12 protein-coding genes are annotated in these 14619 nt (G+C 61.5%); 4 read left to right on the top strand and 8 right to left on the bottom strand.

Annotated elements, in window-relative coordinates; all coding sequences use genetic code 11:
• Positions 1–3 precede the first annotated feature (3 nt).
• Positions 4–663, top strand: a complete 660-nt coding sequence (locus DNK89_RS00425) for an NUDIX domain-containing protein (protein WP_110958467.1) — start codon at positions 4–6, stop codon at positions 661–663.
• A gap of 115 nt (positions 664–778) precedes the next feature.
• Here DNK89_RS00425 and vapB read toward each other — a convergent pair whose 3' ends face one another.
• From vapB to DNK89_RS00380, 8 genes are all read right to left on the bottom strand, one after another.
• Positions 779–1030 carry a type II toxin-antitoxin system VapB family antitoxin gene (gene vapB / locus DNK89_RS00420; protein ID WP_110958466.1) on the bottom strand — a complete coding sequence of 84 codons (252 nt, stop codon included), beginning with the start codon at positions 1028–1030 and terminating at the stop codon, positions 779–781.
• Between the two features lie 570 nt (positions 1031–1600).
• Complete coding sequence (locus tag DNK89_RS00415) at positions 1601–2941, bottom strand: type II toxin-antitoxin system HipA family toxin (protein ID WP_110958465.1); 1341 nt, start codon at positions 2939–2941, stop codon at positions 1601–1603.
• A gap of 13 nt (positions 2942–2954) precedes the next feature.
• On the bottom strand, positions 2955–3344 hold the full coding sequence (locus DNK89_RS00410) for a helix-turn-helix transcriptional regulator (RefSeq protein ID WP_238990646.1): 390 nt from the start codon (positions 3342–3344) through the stop codon (positions 2955–2957).
• A gap of 799 nt (positions 3345–4143) precedes the next feature.
• Positions 4144–4947, bottom strand: coding sequence for an IS21-like element ISThsp10 family helper ATPase IstB (gene istB, locus DNK89_RS00400; RefSeq protein ID WP_110958463.1), 804 nt, complete (start codon positions 4945–4947; stop codon positions 4144–4146).
• A complete protein-coding gene (istA, locus tag DNK89_RS00395) occupies positions 4937–6463 on the bottom strand; it encodes an IS21 family transposase (protein ID WP_110958462.1) in 1527 nt (508 codons plus the stop codon). Before istA ends, istB begins: the two co-directional genes overlap by 11 nt.
• Before the next feature lie 396 nt (positions 6464–6859).
• On the bottom strand, positions 6860–7198 hold the full coding sequence (locus DNK89_RS00390; protein WP_203422168.1) for an AlpA family transcriptional regulator: 339 nt from the start codon (positions 7196–7198) through the stop codon (positions 6860–6862).
• Positions 7199–7438: 240 nt separating this feature from the next.
• A complete protein-coding gene (locus DNK89_RS00385) occupies positions 7439–8779 on the bottom strand; it encodes a type II toxin-antitoxin system HipA family toxin (protein WP_110958461.1) in 1341 nt (446 codons plus the stop codon).
• A 1-nt stretch (position 8780) separates the two neighbouring features.
• A complete protein-coding gene (locus tag DNK89_RS00380) occupies positions 8781–9044 on the bottom strand; it encodes a helix-turn-helix domain-containing protein (protein ID WP_110958460.1) in 264 nt (87 codons plus the stop codon).
• A 468-nt stretch (positions 9045–9512) separates the two neighbouring features.
• On the opposite strand from DNK89_RS00380, the gene DNK89_RS00375 reads away from it, so the two are divergent.
• From DNK89_RS00375 to DNK89_RS00365, 3 genes are read left to right on the top strand one after another with little or no spacing between them, the layout of a single operon-like run.
• Positions 9513–10433: a DUF4007 family protein gene (locus DNK89_RS00375; RefSeq protein WP_110958459.1), complete on the top strand. Its 921-nt coding sequence runs from the start codon at positions 9513–9515 to the stop codon at positions 10431–10433.
• Positions 10426–13761 carry an ATP-binding protein gene (locus DNK89_RS00370; RefSeq protein WP_110958458.1) on the top strand — a complete coding sequence of 1112 codons (3336 nt, stop codon included), beginning with the start codon at positions 10426–10428 and terminating at the stop codon, positions 13759–13761. The genes DNK89_RS00375 and DNK89_RS00370 overlap by 8 nt, the downstream gene beginning before the upstream one ends.
• Entirely contained in the window at positions 13754–14596 is an 843-nt protein-coding gene (locus DNK89_RS00365; RefSeq protein ID WP_110958457.1) for a phosphoadenosine phosphosulfate reductase family protein, read from the top strand. The genes DNK89_RS00370 and DNK89_RS00365 overlap by 8 nt, the downstream gene beginning before the upstream one ends.
• Positions 14597–14619: the final 23 nt, after the last annotated feature.

Genomic DNA, 14619 nt, shown 5'->3' with positions numbered 1-14619 from the left:
ACTATGAATGCAACCCGTGAGCTTTTTCCTCTTGTCGGCGTCGACATCGCACTCTTCAGTGTCGACCAAAGTCGGCTCCAAGTGCTGCTGGTCAAGCGCGCGGAAGAGCCAGCGGCAAAGCAGTGGGCACTGCCAGGCGGCATCCTGAAACCCCACTTGGACGACTCGCTGGAAGCTGCGGCTCGCCGTGTACTGGCGCACAAGGTCAGCGTTGAGTTGCCTCTGGTCGAAGAGGTCTGCACCTTCAGCGGACCTGACCGAGACCCTCGCGGGTGGTCGTTATCTGTGCTGTTTTATTCGCTGCTGCCCCGCGACCAGGTCAATGCGCTCGTGCGCAACAAGGTCGAGGCCCTGGAATGGGTTGACGCCTCCCTGCCCGGTCACCAACTCGCTTTTGACCATGCCCAGCACTTGACCGCAGCCGTAGCGAAGATACGTGCCAAGGTCGATGCTGGCACGCTGCCATTGCATTTGCTGCCTGAAAAGTTCACGCTGACCCAGCTACAGCGAACTATCGAGGCAATCCTCGGGCGCGAGTTGGACAAGAGTTCTTTCCGCCGCCAGCTCAAAAGCTCATCAGACCTGGTCGAGCTCGATGAGTACGAGCGAGGAGCGCAGCGTCCTGCCCAGCTTTTCAGAGCAAGTGATGGGTTCTTGTTTTAGCCCACCTGCTTAGTGGCTGCAATCCAACTGCAGAAGTTTCTCCTTCAGCCTACCCCGGTGTACGTGCACGAGGTTTCTTGCCTAGACACCGCTTCGGCTCATCTCTCTTCGCTCACTACGGTTCTTCACTTGTCTGCGGTGGTGTGCGCTCGGGTTGGTGCTGAGACGCTCGCTCGGGTAGAAAGTCTCCACTGACGCGTGAACTGGCGAGGAAAAAATCATGCCAAGAAGTTCGTACGGGAGCGATGACGAGCTCGTCACCATTAGCGCGTACGTCAACGACGTGGACATGCTCTGGAAAACTCACCTCTTCGGGGATAGATACCACCTGGGAGTGGTCGTAGACAAAAACGGTGCCAATAGCCATGGATATCTCCCTTGTGTCACCAATTCTCGTGCGAAACAGCGGAACTTTTGGAGGTGTATCCGCCGACTTGGACGCTAGCGCTCTGACTCGAATTACGTCAGCAATGCTCCAACAGCTTGCGCACATCGGTGCGTCGGTTACGAGCGGCGGAGGAGGAACGCAAACGCGATGAAGAGTGGCGCCGCGCAAGAGAGAAAGCAGAAACGGCTCGTCAAGACAAGGCTCGACAGGATTCTCGGAACGACCTGCTTTCGGCAATTGGGGTATTCGGATTAATGCGTGGAAAGTCGTCCGGGAGACCCGGACGAGCTCACCGCACTTAGCCCGTGGAGAAGACCCAAGACTCCTTCTTTCACGCCCCGCGGTGCGGGGCGTTTTCCATGGCGCGGCGAAGCCGCTCCTCGAAGGAGTCTTAAGCCCGCTCGCGTGCTCCCAGCGGCGCGCTTTGTAGCAGCTCGCACTGCTGCGGATATGTGAGCAGCCACGCGTGCATGGCGTTGGGCCACAGCAGCTCGCGGCGAAGGGTCGGCTGCGGGGCAAGCGCCTCGCTATTGCCTACAGCGCGACGCTTCAGGGAAGCAGTTTGCGAAGCTGCGCCGTGGACACCGTGTCCAGGTGGCGAAACGCTGGCGCAATCTTCTCGATTTCAGCGCCGGACACCCCCGACGCCTCGAAGTAGCCCTTCCACTGTCGAACGGCAAGCCAAACCTGCGAAATCAGCTCGCATGCGGTCGCCTTGGACAGCGTGAACATCTCATGGGCGCCCAAGGCGTTGTCCAGCGTCGCCAATCGTCCTTGGGGACCCACGCCCAGATGCAGATACCGCTCAAAGGCATGGGAGGCCTTGGGCAGTACGTCGTACAGGGGGCTTAGTCGCCACCCATTGATTGCGGGCTCCCAGACGAATCCGTGGTTTCGCAGATGGTCGTCGTCGTTGCTGACCAGGATGTTGTACACCATGCGCTTGAACAGCTCGGCGTTGTCGGCCCGGATGTGGCTCGGATGGCAATGCGCGCGGATGGCGCCGGCCAGGTCCATGTACGACTTGGTGCGCGACTCGGTCTCGTCACAGCCGAGCAGGGTCAGCCCGCTGACGAAGCCCAGCCGAAGTTCTTCTCGGCCCTGGCCAGGCTGCGTGTGCATCAGCTCCCCCTCTGGGGTGACTGCTGGCAGGGCCCAGTACCGGTCAAAGCGCCGAATGAGCATGACCTTGCGGTTGCCCAGTTGTCGGACCTGTACTTCGGGGACCCGCATTCCTGCCGTTGCCGCCAGCTGCAGCGCTGCCACCTCGATACCGGGGACATCGAAGCTGTCCAGCTTGCTGCTGAACTTGGCAAGCCATAGAACGCCCGCCTCGTCTCGAACGGAAGCCTTGGGTCGTGCGCCGCCCAAGGCGGTACCGTCCAGAAAGATGGCTTGCAGGTGTGAGGGCACTGGCAGGCCTTCCTCGATACGGTCGGCCGCCTCCATCAGGTGCTCTAGCGCATGCGGGCCGTTGCCGCCTCGGGCAGGTCCATCGTTGATGCTCTGTCGCACATCCAGGGCGCCCACCCGGTCACTGCCGGCATGCAGCAGGTACTGAGACTCGGGCAAGCTGTTGGCGGGCACCATCAGCTTGGCCTCGATGACCCGACGTCCCCAGGAATCAGGGGCTGCATCACGGATGCCGCCGAACAGGGTGAGGTTGTTGGCTGGCAGCAGTCGCTTGCCTCGAACCTCTTCGCGGCTCTTAAGCCCCAGGCTGACTGGGTCGACTTCCAGGGCGTCAGCTCGACGAACGTATTTCAGCCCGTAAGCGAAGCTGGACGCCAGGACGTTCGGACCCTCCTCGGTCAGCGTCAGCTGCCCGCAGGGCGTCCAGCCGGGTCCCAGGGCGGCGAACACCATCAGTTTTTGCTCCGACGCGGCCATGGCGGTCCTTTGTTCAGAAATCCAGTTCTTTGAGCTCTGCAGAGCTGAGGTCCCGTACGCGTTGGGTCTTTTCCCTTGCGGCCAGTGCTAGGAGCTCAGGCTGGCGCTCTGCCAGAAGGTCCAGCAGGGTGCTGTCAGGCGCAATGGCCTCCAAGTACCGAAGCACCTGGCCCACGGCAATGCCCGGGTCGCCCTTTTCCAGGCGATAGGCCGTATTGCGAGACAAGCCGGCTCGAAGTGCCGCGTCCGCCTGCTTGACCTTGCGGGCAACCCGCAGCCGCGCCAGCAACTCGCCCAGGCGGGTGCTTTGCGCCTGCTGCGCCGACGTCAGAAGTGAAGCTTGGGAGACTTTCATACTCTTTAAATCGAGGATTAAGAAAGAAATGCGCGATTTATCGAGCATTATAGCATGAGGGCAAAAAAATCCGCCTTCATGCTTGATAAGGCGAGCATTATTGCAGCTAGGAGCGTTTTTACGAGCGCCGCATGGACTGAAGTGCTTGGCGTTTACTCGCATTCAGACACGGCGCGACCTTCAGCGCATAGCTGCGAGGAAGTTCGGCGATGTCGGGGGCTGCGCGCGACACGCTTCAGTCCACGCCCCCTGTTTATTCATCCAGTGCGTTTCCACACGTTATTCCGAATAGCCGGCAATTGCAGCTTGGGAGCAGACCCGCAGCATCCACGCGTACTTTCAAGCAGTCGAGCAACAGCTAGAGCAGCTGATGACGCATGAGGCCAGAGAACTCCGGGAGCGCCGGGAGAAAGCACGAGCGCTAGTGGGCGAGCCTGACGCGCTCGCGCATCTTTTGAGTTGGCGGGGCCCCAAGAGCGATAGGTAGGCGACCGCCTCACACTGCGTCCTCCGCCGTAGAGGCTCGTAGCTACAGAATATGAACTAACAGCATCCGTAGACACAAACAATCTTTCGTAGTCGAATTGCTTTCATGAACGAATGCAATTCGAACATCGAGCTGAAAGCTGCCCTTGGTGCCGCAACACCTGCAGGACCGTGCTGGGCCTTTGTTCCATCGGTACAGGTGATGAGATGAAAGGCACAGGGGGCGATGTGCTGTATCTCGACCTTGATGGTGTGCTCCATCACGAGAACTGCTTTTGGCACCCACGGTGTTGATTTCCACGCAAAGCTGACCCACCATTTCCATCGAATCTTGACCCACCCTGGTTCGTGAGCTTCACGCTCACGTTGTGGATAAGTTCTTGGTCGCCTTCTCCTTCTTGGTGGTCTGTGGTGGTTGCTGTGCGGAGCTGTTCTTGAACCTGTAGCTGTCGTTACCCGTTTCCAGAATATGGCAGTGATGCGTGAGTCGGTCCAGCAGTGCCGTGGTCATCTTGGCATTCCCGAACACACTGGCCCATTCGCTGAAGCTCAGGTTGGTGGTGATCACAACGCTGGTGCGCTCGTACAGCTTGGACAGCAGGTGGAACAGCAAGGCTCCTCCTGACGTGCTGAATGGCAGGTAGCCCAGTTCATCCAGGATCACCAGATCGGCATAGGCCAACCGGTGGGCCAACTGTCCGGGCTTGCCGTTGGCCTTCTCCTCTTCCAGTGCATTGACCAGCTCCACCGTGGAGAAGAACCGCACCCTGCGGTGATGGTGCTCAATGGCTTGCACCCCGAGGGCTGTGGCGATGTGGGTCTTGCCCGTACCCGGGCCACCCACCAACACCACGTTGTTGGCGTTCTCCAAGAATTCGCAGCGGTGCAGCTGGCGTACCAGTGCCTCGTTCACCTCACTGTGGCCGAAGTCAAACCCAGCCAGGTCCCGGTACGCCGGGAACCTGGCCACCTTCAATTGGTAGGCCACCGAGCGCACCTCCCGCTCGGCGGTCTCGGCCTTGAGCAGTTGGGACAGGATGGGCTGCGCTGCGTCGAAGGCCGGCGCACCTTGCTCAGCCAGTTCCGCAACCGCCTGGGCCATGCCGTGCATCTTGAGCTCGCGTAGCATGATCACGATGGAAGCGATGGCAGGGTCATGACGCATAGCGCACACCCCTCAATTGGTCATAGCGAAGCACATTGGCTTGGGGTTCCACCTCCAGCTTGAGGGCCTGCGGCGATGTGACCGGTGCTGGAGCGGGCTTACCGTCCAGCAGGCGGTGGAGCACGTTCAGGATGTGGGTCTTGCTGGCAGCCCCTGACTCCAGTGCCAACTCCACTGCAGCGAGCACAGCTTGTTCATCGTGGTGCAGCACCAGTGCCAGTACCTCCACCATCTCCCGGTCGCCGCCGGGTTGCTTGAGCAAGGTGGCCTGCAGTCGCTTGAAGGCCGCTGGTAGCTCCAGGAATGGGGCGCCGTTGCGCAAAGCTCCTGGTTTGCGCTGCAGCACCGCCAAGTAGTGGCGCCAGTCGTACACGGTCTGACCCGTACCGTGGTGGTTACGCTCGATCAGGCGCTGATGCTCGCACACGATCTGGCCTTCGGCGGCGACCACCAGGCGATCGGCGTAGACCCGCAGGCTCACCGGCCGATTGGCATACGGCGCCGGCACGCTGTAGCGATTGCGCTCGAAGTGGACCAGGCAGGTGGGTGAGACGCGCTTGGTGTGCTCCACAAAGCCATCGAAGGGCCGGGGCATCGGCATCAAGGTTGCCTTCTCTTGAGCCCAGACATCCGCGACGGTGCCCGGCAGCTTGCCGTGCTCGATCTCGTGCCACAGCGCCACGCAGCGCTCTTCAAGCCAGGCATTGAGATCGGGCAGGCTTTGGAATGGCGGCACCACCTGCCACAGGCGATGGCGGGCATCGCGCACGTTCTTCTCCACCTGGCCCTTCTCCCAGCCCGACGCGGGATTGCAGAACTCGGCCTCGAACAGGAAGTGGCTGACCATGGCCGCAAAGCGCGCATTGACGTCGCGCTCCTTGCCACGGCGCACCCGGTCTACAGCGGTGCGCATGTTGTCGTAGATGCCACGGCGGGGCACGCCACCCAGGACTACGAATGCATGGTTGTGGGCATCGAACAGCATCTCGTGCGTCTGCAGGGGGTAGGCGCGCAGGTAGAACGCTCGGCTGTGGCTGAGCTTGAAGTGGGCTACCTGCAGCTTGGTGCGCACGCCAGCGAGAACAGCCCAGTCCTCGCTCCAGTCGAACTGGAAGGCCTCACCCGGACCGAAGGTCAGGGGAACGAAGGTGCCACGGCCAGTGGTCTGCTGTGCCACAAGGCGCTGCTCGTGCCAGAGGCGCGCAAAGGCCGCCACACGGTTGTAGGAGCCGCCATAACCGAGCGCCTGCAGATCCACGTACATCTGCTTGATGGTGCGCCGCTGCTTGCGGGATCGGCCAGCTTCCGTCTTGAGCCAGCCGGCGAGCTTCAAGGCGAAGGGATCGAGCTTGGATGGACTGACCCGCTTGGCATAGTGCGGCTCGGCCTCGCCTACGCGCAGGTACTTGCGGATGGTGTTGCGCGAGAGGCCCGTGCGGCGGGCGATCTCCCGGATGGACAGCTGCTCTCGCAGGACCCAGCGCCTGATGACACTCAGTGTTGCCACGTCTATCACTCCTGGTCTCCTGCTGCTCAGCAAAGCAGCAGGTTAGGGTTAGTACGTGGGTCAGGTTTGGATGGAAATCCCGGGGGTTAGTGGGTCACTTCTGCGTGGAAATCAACAATAAAGTGTCCAAGTGGCCACTTTATGCTTAACGCCACACCAACCGTAACCGGTTGGGGGTTTGTATTTGGTGGAGCTGGCGTCAATTGAATGAAAGCTGTTAACCCGCATGAAAGCTGGATTTCGCATTTTCATTTTCTGAATTGTTCCCCCGTTTGTTCCCCCACCGTGATCACCATAAGCTGCCGCGTGAAAAACTGTGGATGGAGACGGGCCCATGACCGATCAATTTGGGCAGCCCAAGACGCTGCCGCTACATCATTAACAAGGGCTACATTGCCCCATCGGCTACAGACCATCCACACGCTGCGCTATCCAGTTGCGTACTGCCTTGGCTGACCATGAGGTCGCACGCTGCCCGATCTTGATAGAACCCGGAAACTGCCCCCGCGCCATTTGGTCGTAAAGGGCCGAGCGGCACATCCCCGTCAAGCGCAGCACCTCTGGCAACCGCAACAGGCGGTCTTCGTCGCCTCCATCTTCCAAAGGCAGCGTTCGTATCGACTCACCACTCTCCAGCAGCGACAACGCCTGCCTCATCAACTGGGCAGCACGGTCAGTGATTTCTCTATCGACAGCTTCCCGTTGGTTGCCACGCTCCTTGCGATTCTGTGCGGCTGGTCTCATATGGCTCCCTTTCCGATCTGCGACACCTGTCGCCGATTCCGTAGAGTGCCAGGGACATCCGGCCCATTCCATCCATGCAGGCGCAGCCCAGCGCACCAGGGCAAATACTCCCATGGCTGCTCATCCAGTGGGATTTCTCCGTGATCCCGAAGTGGGGCAACCCCAGCTCCAACACCCATTCGGATGCACGACCTATCGAGACACTACATCCAAGCGCGCTCGGCCCTCCTCTTCTACCGCTCACGGCGGCATCCCACCGAGTGTTCGGGCCGCCTTTTCAAGCCCGCCCAGGATGGCGTCAAGAACACGCGGTGAGAAGTCCTGTGGCAATTCGGCTTGCACTTCGGCGATGGCCGCTGGAGTCCGGGCAAGGATTTCTTCGATGATCGGCTCGGCGGTCGAGGCATAGCCGACCTTCTGCACGGTGCTATTGAAGTGCCTTCGCTGGATACCTTGCATCTCGTAGTGCCGGTTCTTGCCGAGCAAGGCCATCGCCAACTTGATCTCATGTGGCGACCACTGGTTCGGAGCGTTGCCCAACACCGGATAGACCGACATGACGTCGTACAGCGGGGTCAACTGGAAACGCCCGCGTGGCAGAAGCTGGATACTGAAGTTCTTGGCATGGCCATCGGGTGCCCGCAGCAACCAGAACAGCACTTGAGCCGCCAACAGCGTTTTCATGTCGGCTTCGGCATTCACCGATTGCCGCAGTGTGCCAAACAACGCCTTGAGCCCAGGACCGCCGTCGTTCTCATATTTGCGCAATGGCGAGCAGCCCTCGACCTGGCAAAAATCTTCCTGCGGCAAACGCATGAGCCACTGCCCATTGGATGCGATGCGCCTATCGAATCGCTCCACTACCAACACGCGCTGCCGGCCAAAGGTCGCTATGCGGGCATCGGCCACCGTCAAGCCATAGGCCTTCAGCAGCCGCAAGCACAGCCATTCGTTGTCGACGGACGTGCTGAAATCCGCCTGCCGCCCACCCATCAGGCCGAGCGGGAGCTTGAAGATGTGGCTCGTCGGCGTAGCACCGTGCGGCACGAGCCATTGCCCGCCCCACCACAGGAAGGCCGTCTTCTCCTGCGCACCGGCCAGCGAGATGCGAAAATCGGCATCCGGGTCTCGGCCCGCAGCGAAGGCCTGCGGAGAAACGGTTTCGATCAGGTGCCGCTCGATAGCCTCCTCCGGCAGGGGCTCGCCCTCGATTCGATCGAAACCGGTGGGCACCTCATCTTCATCCAGGATCTGGACGGCACCCACGCAATCGCGCCCGATGGCCTTCAGCAAATCGAACGGTTCGGTCGAGCCCGTACGGAATCGCTCGGCCACGCGGCGACGGATCGCGTCACTGTCCGGAAGCAGGTTGTCGAAGTAGTTGGAAACCTTTTCGCCCCTGGCCGGCAGATTCTGCAGATTGAACGGCAGGGACAGGGACAGCGGCCGGCCGATATCAGCCCCCATCCAGTCCGGGTCGTACTGCAGTTCCACCTCGCCGCGAGCGGGAATCGTCCACCGGCCCACGCGGACACCGTTGGTCCAGATAGACAGGCTGCGACTATGTGATCGGCGCCCCATGTCACCAATCCGTGGTCGGCGCCGCCGATACCGCAGCGCTACCCCGGGTCCCAACGGCCAGTTCCAGTCCCAGGGCGGCACACCATGCAAGGAGTTGCTCCACGCTCAATTCGTGGGCGTTGAGTTCCAAATGAGAGATCCGTGACTGACTCAGGCCGATACGGCTGGCCAACGCCGACTGGGTCAACCCCTGCGCCTTACGCGCAGCCTGCAGCATTGATCCAAGTTGGCCGGCAGTGATCAGCGGATGTGATGTCGTCGCCATGGCAGATACCTGAAATTGAGATAAACGCAAAATATCTCAAAAACAGATATTAGTCAAATATCTGAAATTCAACTACTTTTTGGCTTGCCCAATGCGCTTGAGCGTTGATGCAACGTTACGGATGCTCTCACTCGATTGGGCCCAAGCCATGCCTGATCCATACACTTGATCAGCGAACTGCCCCATAAGTCGCACTCTTTCAAATCAGGCTGAGCCAACCGCATACCCCTCAGGGTGCCAGAGAAGTTCGGCAATCCCAACCACTGAAGCGCAACAGAGCGAAGACATCGACGCATGCATCAACGAAAAACCTACACGAAGGAGGCACAAACAGATGTGGGCGATTCGCCTAGCTACCGAGCGGCAAGCCCCATCAGGCTAGAATACTGTTGTTTTTTCCAGTATCATAGATAAGGTCGAACTGGTGGAACTCACCAGTTCACAAAGCTTGGCGCTAAAATCTACCCCATGAAGACCACATCAAAACTTAGCGGAGGGATTCCGGCCCACTTTTCCGGGCATGAAACATTCCCCCTCCGTCAAATGTGGCTCAAAAAGGCCTTTGACGAATCAATCGAAAGAGGCCTCATCCGCAAATCTACGTTCTCTGATGAGAACGCGATCGCCTCCTTCGGGGTCGGCAAGAATATGGTCGCGTCCATCCGACATTGGGCCTTGGCATGCGGCGTAATGCGTGAGAGCGACGATGGGTTCCGCATAGGCAACCTCGCCATCGAGATCCTTCAAGACGGCGGCCTCGATCCCTACGCTGAGAGTCCGTCTACGGCTTGGCTAGCCCACTGGCAACTCGCGGGCCGATGCTTCCGCTCGACCACTTGGCATTGGCTATTCAATCATGTGACGGCCCCGACCTTCACGCGCCAAGAGCTCGAAGAGCCGCTCGCGCGCTACGCCCGCGAGCTCGACCCCAAGCATCGGCTTTCGGCCTCGACGATCTCGCGCGATTTGGAGACTTGCCTTCGAAGCTACGCGCCTCGCGCGGCCGGCGGCTCGCCCGAGGACTTCGCCGAGCCACTACTGGGTGAATTGGGTCTGCTGCAGGAGGCCCACAAGGGCCAATACGCCTTCCGTCGAGGCCCCAAGGCTTCGCTGCACGACGGCGTCTTCGCGTATGCCTTGGTCGACTTCTGGGACCGCAAGGCCGAAGGCCAAAGCTCGCTGGCCTTCGAGACAGTCGCATACGCCGAAGGCTCTCCGGGCCGGGTCTTCAAACTCGACGAGGAGTCGATCGCGCAGCGGCTCATCGCCCTCTCCGACTTCACGGGGCGTAGGCTTGAATGGACCGATTCCGCGGGACTGCGCCAAGTCCACCGCAAGCACATGACCCGGGAAGACATCAAGAACATGATCAGGCGGGCCTATGACTGAAAAGAAGCAAGCGGCTCTGTCTGACATCGTCCAGATTTCACGCCAATACCAGCGCTCCATCCGCGTCGACGCGGACATCGGCCGGGCCGACGCCCTCTCCGGCTACATCTGCCATGCGACCGCGGCCTCCGTGGTCGAGGGAATGTGCAGGCAAATCGCGGACACCAATCAACGCTGCTTCACCTGGACGGGCCCATTTGGCGGGGGCAAGAGTTCGCTGGCGGTGGCGCTAGCGAGCGCGCTGCACCCCGACAAGGCTCTGCGGGCGAAGGCTCGCCAAGCCCTCCATCTGGACTCCAAGCCTTACTTCGACAAGGCATTCCCGGTCCAAAAAGGATGGTTGATCGTCCCGGCCGTGGGCCGGCGCGGCAGCGTCGTGGCCGAGCTACATGCCGCCCTGCGCAAGGCGCAGGGCAAGACGGTCGACGGCCGCAGCAAGCCCACCTCGCAATCGCTCATCGCCGATCTGCTTGAAGAGGCCAAAAGCCGCCCGCGCGATGGCGCGCTTGTGTTCATCGACGAGATGGGCAAGTTTTTGGAGGCCTCCGCGCTCGGCTCCGGGGACGATGTCTATTTCTTTCAAGAGCTCGCTGAGGCTGCGGCCCGCTCCGAAGGCCGCCTAGTGGTCGTCGGCGTACTGCATCAGTCCTTCGCGCAGTATTCGGCTCGCCTGGGCATCGACACCCGCGACGATTGGGCCAAGGTCCAAGGCCGCTACGTCGACTTGCCCTTCGTGGCCGCGAGCGACGAGGTGGTCGAGCTCATCGGCCGCGCGATCGAAGCGAAGGTCACGCCTCCATGGATGCGCGACGCCTCCGAGACCATCGCCGAAGCCATCCGCTCGCGCCGCCCCGCGGTGGGTCAAAACTTCGCCGCCGCGTTGGAGGCCTGCTGGCCGCTGCACCCGGCCATGGCCGCCCTGCTGGGTCCGATCTCCAAGCGGCAATTCGGACAAAACGAGCGCAGCACCTTCGGCTTCTTGTCGTCGGTGGAGCCGCATGGCTTCCGCTCGTATTTGAACTTGACGCTGCGCGAGAACGCGAGCTGGTATCGCCCGAGCGACTACTGGGACTACCTGCGCTCGAACCTCGAGCCCGCGATCTTGGCCTCTCCCGATGGGCACCGCTGGTCGCAGGCGGTGGAAGCGGTGGAACGCGCCGAAGCGAAGACCGGCGACGTCCTGCTCGTCTCGCTGATCAAGAACATCGCGGTCATCGACATGTTCCGCAACGGCTCGGGACTTGCGGCCGACGCCGCGGTGATCGGCGCCCTCTTCTACGACCAGAGTCGCGAGCAGCTCGACGAGGCCCTCAAAAGGCTCTCTGATCTCAAAGTCGCCCTCTACAAGAGCTACACCGGCGCATGGTCGGTATTCGAAGGCAGCGACTTCGACATCGACTCCGCCATCGCGCAGACCTTGGCCGCATCGCCTGGCATCGACTACGGTCGCTTGGCCCAACTCATGGGCATGCATCCGGTGGTGGCCAAGCGGCACTACCACGAGACCGGCTCCATGCGCTGGATGGAGCTCTCGCTGTGCAGCATCGAGCAGGCCGAGAAGATGGCGGCGGACTACCGCCCCAAAAAGGGCGAATTTGGCGCATTCATCCTCGCGCTGCCCAGCAAGGGCATGAAGCCCAGAGACGCGAGGAAGCGCGCGCAGGCCTGCGCGAAGCTTCGCCCATGGCCGGTGATGATCGGCATCCCCGAGAACCACGCCCGCATCGCGGAGCTCTCCGCCGAGTTGGTGGCCCTCGAGCAGGTCAAGGATCGCCACGAGCTCTCGGGCGACGCCGTGGCCCGCCGCGAGGTCTACGCTCGCCTGGCGGCCACCCGCGCGGATCTGGAGGACCAACTGCAAGCGGCCGTGTCGCTGGCGAAGTGGCATGACGGAAGCGAGCAGATCGTCGAGCCTGGCTCAAAGCTTTCTCCGGTGGCCTCGAGCCTGGCCGAAGGTATGTTCTCCGACTCGCCCCCGGTGTGGAGCGAGCTGGTCAACCGCGACAGCGTCTCGAGCAACAGCGTCAAGGCTCGCCGCGACCTGCTGCACGCGATGATCAACGCCGAAGGCCAAGAGGCCTTGGGCTTCGAGGGCTTCCCGGCCGAGCGCGGCCTATACGAGACCCTGCTCAGAAGCACGGGGCTTCACCGCCAAGACGCGTCCGGTGCATGGCGCTGCATGCCGCCGGACGATCAGTTCGCCGCCGGCTTCAAGAATCTGTGGGACGCCACGCGCGGCCTCTTCTCCGATGCCGATGCCAAGGTGGGAGCTCATGAGATCTATGAGCTTTGGAGCGCGCCGCCCTTCGGAATGAAGCTGGGCATCCAGCCGGTGATCCTCACAGCCTTCTTGCTGGCTCACAAGGCCAACGTCGCTGTCTATAAGGACGGGATGTTCGTGCCTCGGCTCACCGACTTCGACATCGACGAGTGCTTGCAGGATCCCGATCGCTTCTCGCTGCGTTGGGTGGCCATTGACGAGGACAAGAACCGCATCCTTGACGGCATTTCGAAGCTCTTGGCTGAGATTGGCGAGAAGGCCGGCGCGGCCGACCCGCTCGAAGCCGCCCGCGGCTTGGTGGCCATGGTCTTCAACCTGCCCGAATGGGCTCGCCGCACCTCGCGCCTGGGCAGGACCGCCCGGGAAATGCGAGACATGCTCTTGAAGGCCAGCGATCCGCACAAGGTGCTGTTCGTCGACCTCGCATCGCTGCTCGAGGCCGCCGACGGCGAGGCTTACGTCAAGGCGCTTCGCGCGCCTCTGCAGGAGCTCGCTGGCGCTTACGGCAAGATGCTCTCGGAAATCGAAGCCAAGATGCTCGCCGCGCTCGACGCCAGCCGCGATGACCTGCAATCCCTGCGCGATCGGGCGAACTCTGTCTCCGGCATTTCGGGCGATTACCAGATCGATGGCTTCGCGACGCGCCTAGCCAACTACGACGGCTCGCGCGCGGCCCTGGAAGGCATCCTGAGCATGGCGGCCGAGAAGCCTCCACGCGACTGGGTGGACCGGCACATCGACGCCGCAGTCCTAGAGCTGGCGAAGTTCGCCCGGCGCTTCCGCGAGTCCGAGGCCTTCGCGGGCGTGCAAGGCCGCGCGGCGCTCAGCGAAGCGATCGCGGTGGTCATCGGCGCGGGCTCAGATACCAAGACCATCTCGCGCTCGTTCGCGATCCCTGATCGCCATCGCAAGACGGTAGAGGCCAAGGCCGACGAGCTCGCCTCGATGCTGGAAGGCCAGGGCTTGGGGACCGAAGTATTGCTGGCGATCCTGGCCAAGGCTGGGATGAAGCTGGCGTCCATCGACAAGGAGACAGCCAATGGCTGAACGCCACGTTCTGGGGATTTCGGGCGGCAAGGACAGCGCCGCGCTGGCCGTCTACATGGCTACCAAGCACCCTGAGCTCGACATCGAATACTTCTACACCGACACCGGCGAAGAGCTCCCCGAGGTGTACGAATTTCTGGCCAAGCTCGAAGGCAAGCTGCACAAGCCGATCTTGCGGCTGAACCCCAATCGCGACTTCAAGTTCTGGCTGCGCCAATACAACCACTTCCTGCCCAACCCGAACTCGCGCTGGTGCACGCGGAAGTTGAAGCTCGCGCCGTTTGAAGAATGGGTCCGGCCTATGCTCGCGGCCGGCGACAAAGTCACATCCTATGTCGCCATCCGCGCAGATGAGGACTATCGCGAAGGCTACGCAGCCAAGGCCGACAACCTGTTCGTGAAGCTTCCCTTCCGCGAGGCCGGCATCGACAAGGCCGGCGTCATCGACATCTTGGAGAATTCCGGCGTCGGCTACCCCAAGTATTACGAGTGGAGATCGCGCAGCGGCTGCACCTTCTGCTTCTTCCAGCAAAAGATCGAGTGGGTGCGCCTGCGCGAGAAGCACCCCGAGGCTTACGAGGCCGCTAAGGCTTTGGAGAAGGATGCGTTGGAGCACGGTTCTCCCTTCACTTGGTCCAAGGGCGAATCGCTCTCCGACATGGAGCAGCCTGAACGCGTCGCCGAGATCCAAGCCGAATACGGCATCCGCCGCACTCGCATGCTCAAAGCCATCCCCATCAATCCACTGCGGCCTGTGAAGGCCAGCCCGGACGATATCGACGACATCTACGGCGTCGACGAGGGGAATGGCTCTTGTGCGGTCTGCCACAAGTAGCTCCAGGGCCAGATCGGCTCCGA

The sequence above is a fragment of the Acidovorax sp. ST3 genome (genome assembly GCF_003231145.1).
Classification (GTDB): domain Bacteria; phylum Pseudomonadota; class Gammaproteobacteria; order Burkholderiales; family Burkholderiaceae_C; genus Acidovorax.
The sequence above is the reverse complement of the archived record's forward strand: the minus strand, read 5'-3'. Positions and strand labels throughout refer to the sequence as shown.

What these genes read in the sequence shown, in the direction of transcription:
- DNK89_RS00410 (WP_238990646.1), bottom strand. Translation starts at nt 3,344, where the DNA reads ATGCTCGATAAATCGCGCATTTCTTTCTTAATCCTCGATTTAAAGAGT.
- DNK89_RS00385 (WP_110958461.1), bottom strand. Translation starts at nt 8,779, where the DNA reads ATGGGGCGCCGATCACATAGTCGCAGCCTGTCTATCTGGACCAACGGT.
- DNK89_RS00425 (WP_110958467.1), top strand. Translation starts at nt 4, where the DNA reads ATGAATGCAACCCGTGAGCTTTTTCCTCTTGTCGGCGTCGACATCGCA.
- DNK89_RS00390 (WP_203422168.1), bottom strand. Translation starts at nt 7,198, where the DNA reads ATGAGACCAGCCGCACAGAATCGCAAGGAGCGTGGCAACCAACGGGAA.
- istB (WP_110958463.1), bottom strand. Translation starts at nt 4,947, where the DNA reads ATGCGTCATGACCCTGCCATCGCTTCCATCGTGATCATGCTACGCGAG.
- DNK89_RS00380 (WP_110958460.1), bottom strand. Translation starts at nt 9,044, where the DNA reads ATGGCGACGACATCACATCCGCTGATCACTGCCGGCCAACTTGGATCA.
- DNK89_RS00375 (WP_110958459.1), top strand. Translation starts at nt 9,513, where the DNA reads ATGAAGACCACATCAAAACTTAGCGGAGGGATTCCGGCCCACTTTTCC.
- DNK89_RS00370 (WP_110958458.1), top strand. Translation starts at nt 10,426, where the DNA reads ATGACTGAAAAGAAGCAAGCGGCTCTGTCTGACATCGTCCAGATTTCA.
- vapB (WP_110958466.1), bottom strand. Translation starts at nt 1,030, where the DNA reads ATGGCTATTGGCACCGTTTTTGTCTACGACCACTCCCAGGTGGTATCT.
- DNK89_RS00365 (WP_110958457.1), top strand. Translation starts at nt 13,754, where the DNA reads ATGGCTGAACGCCACGTTCTGGGGATTTCGGGCGGCAAGGACAGCGCC.
- DNK89_RS00415 (WP_110958465.1), bottom strand. Translation starts at nt 2,941, where the DNA reads ATGGCCGCGTCGGAGCAAAAACTGATGGTGTTCGCCGCCCTGGGACCC.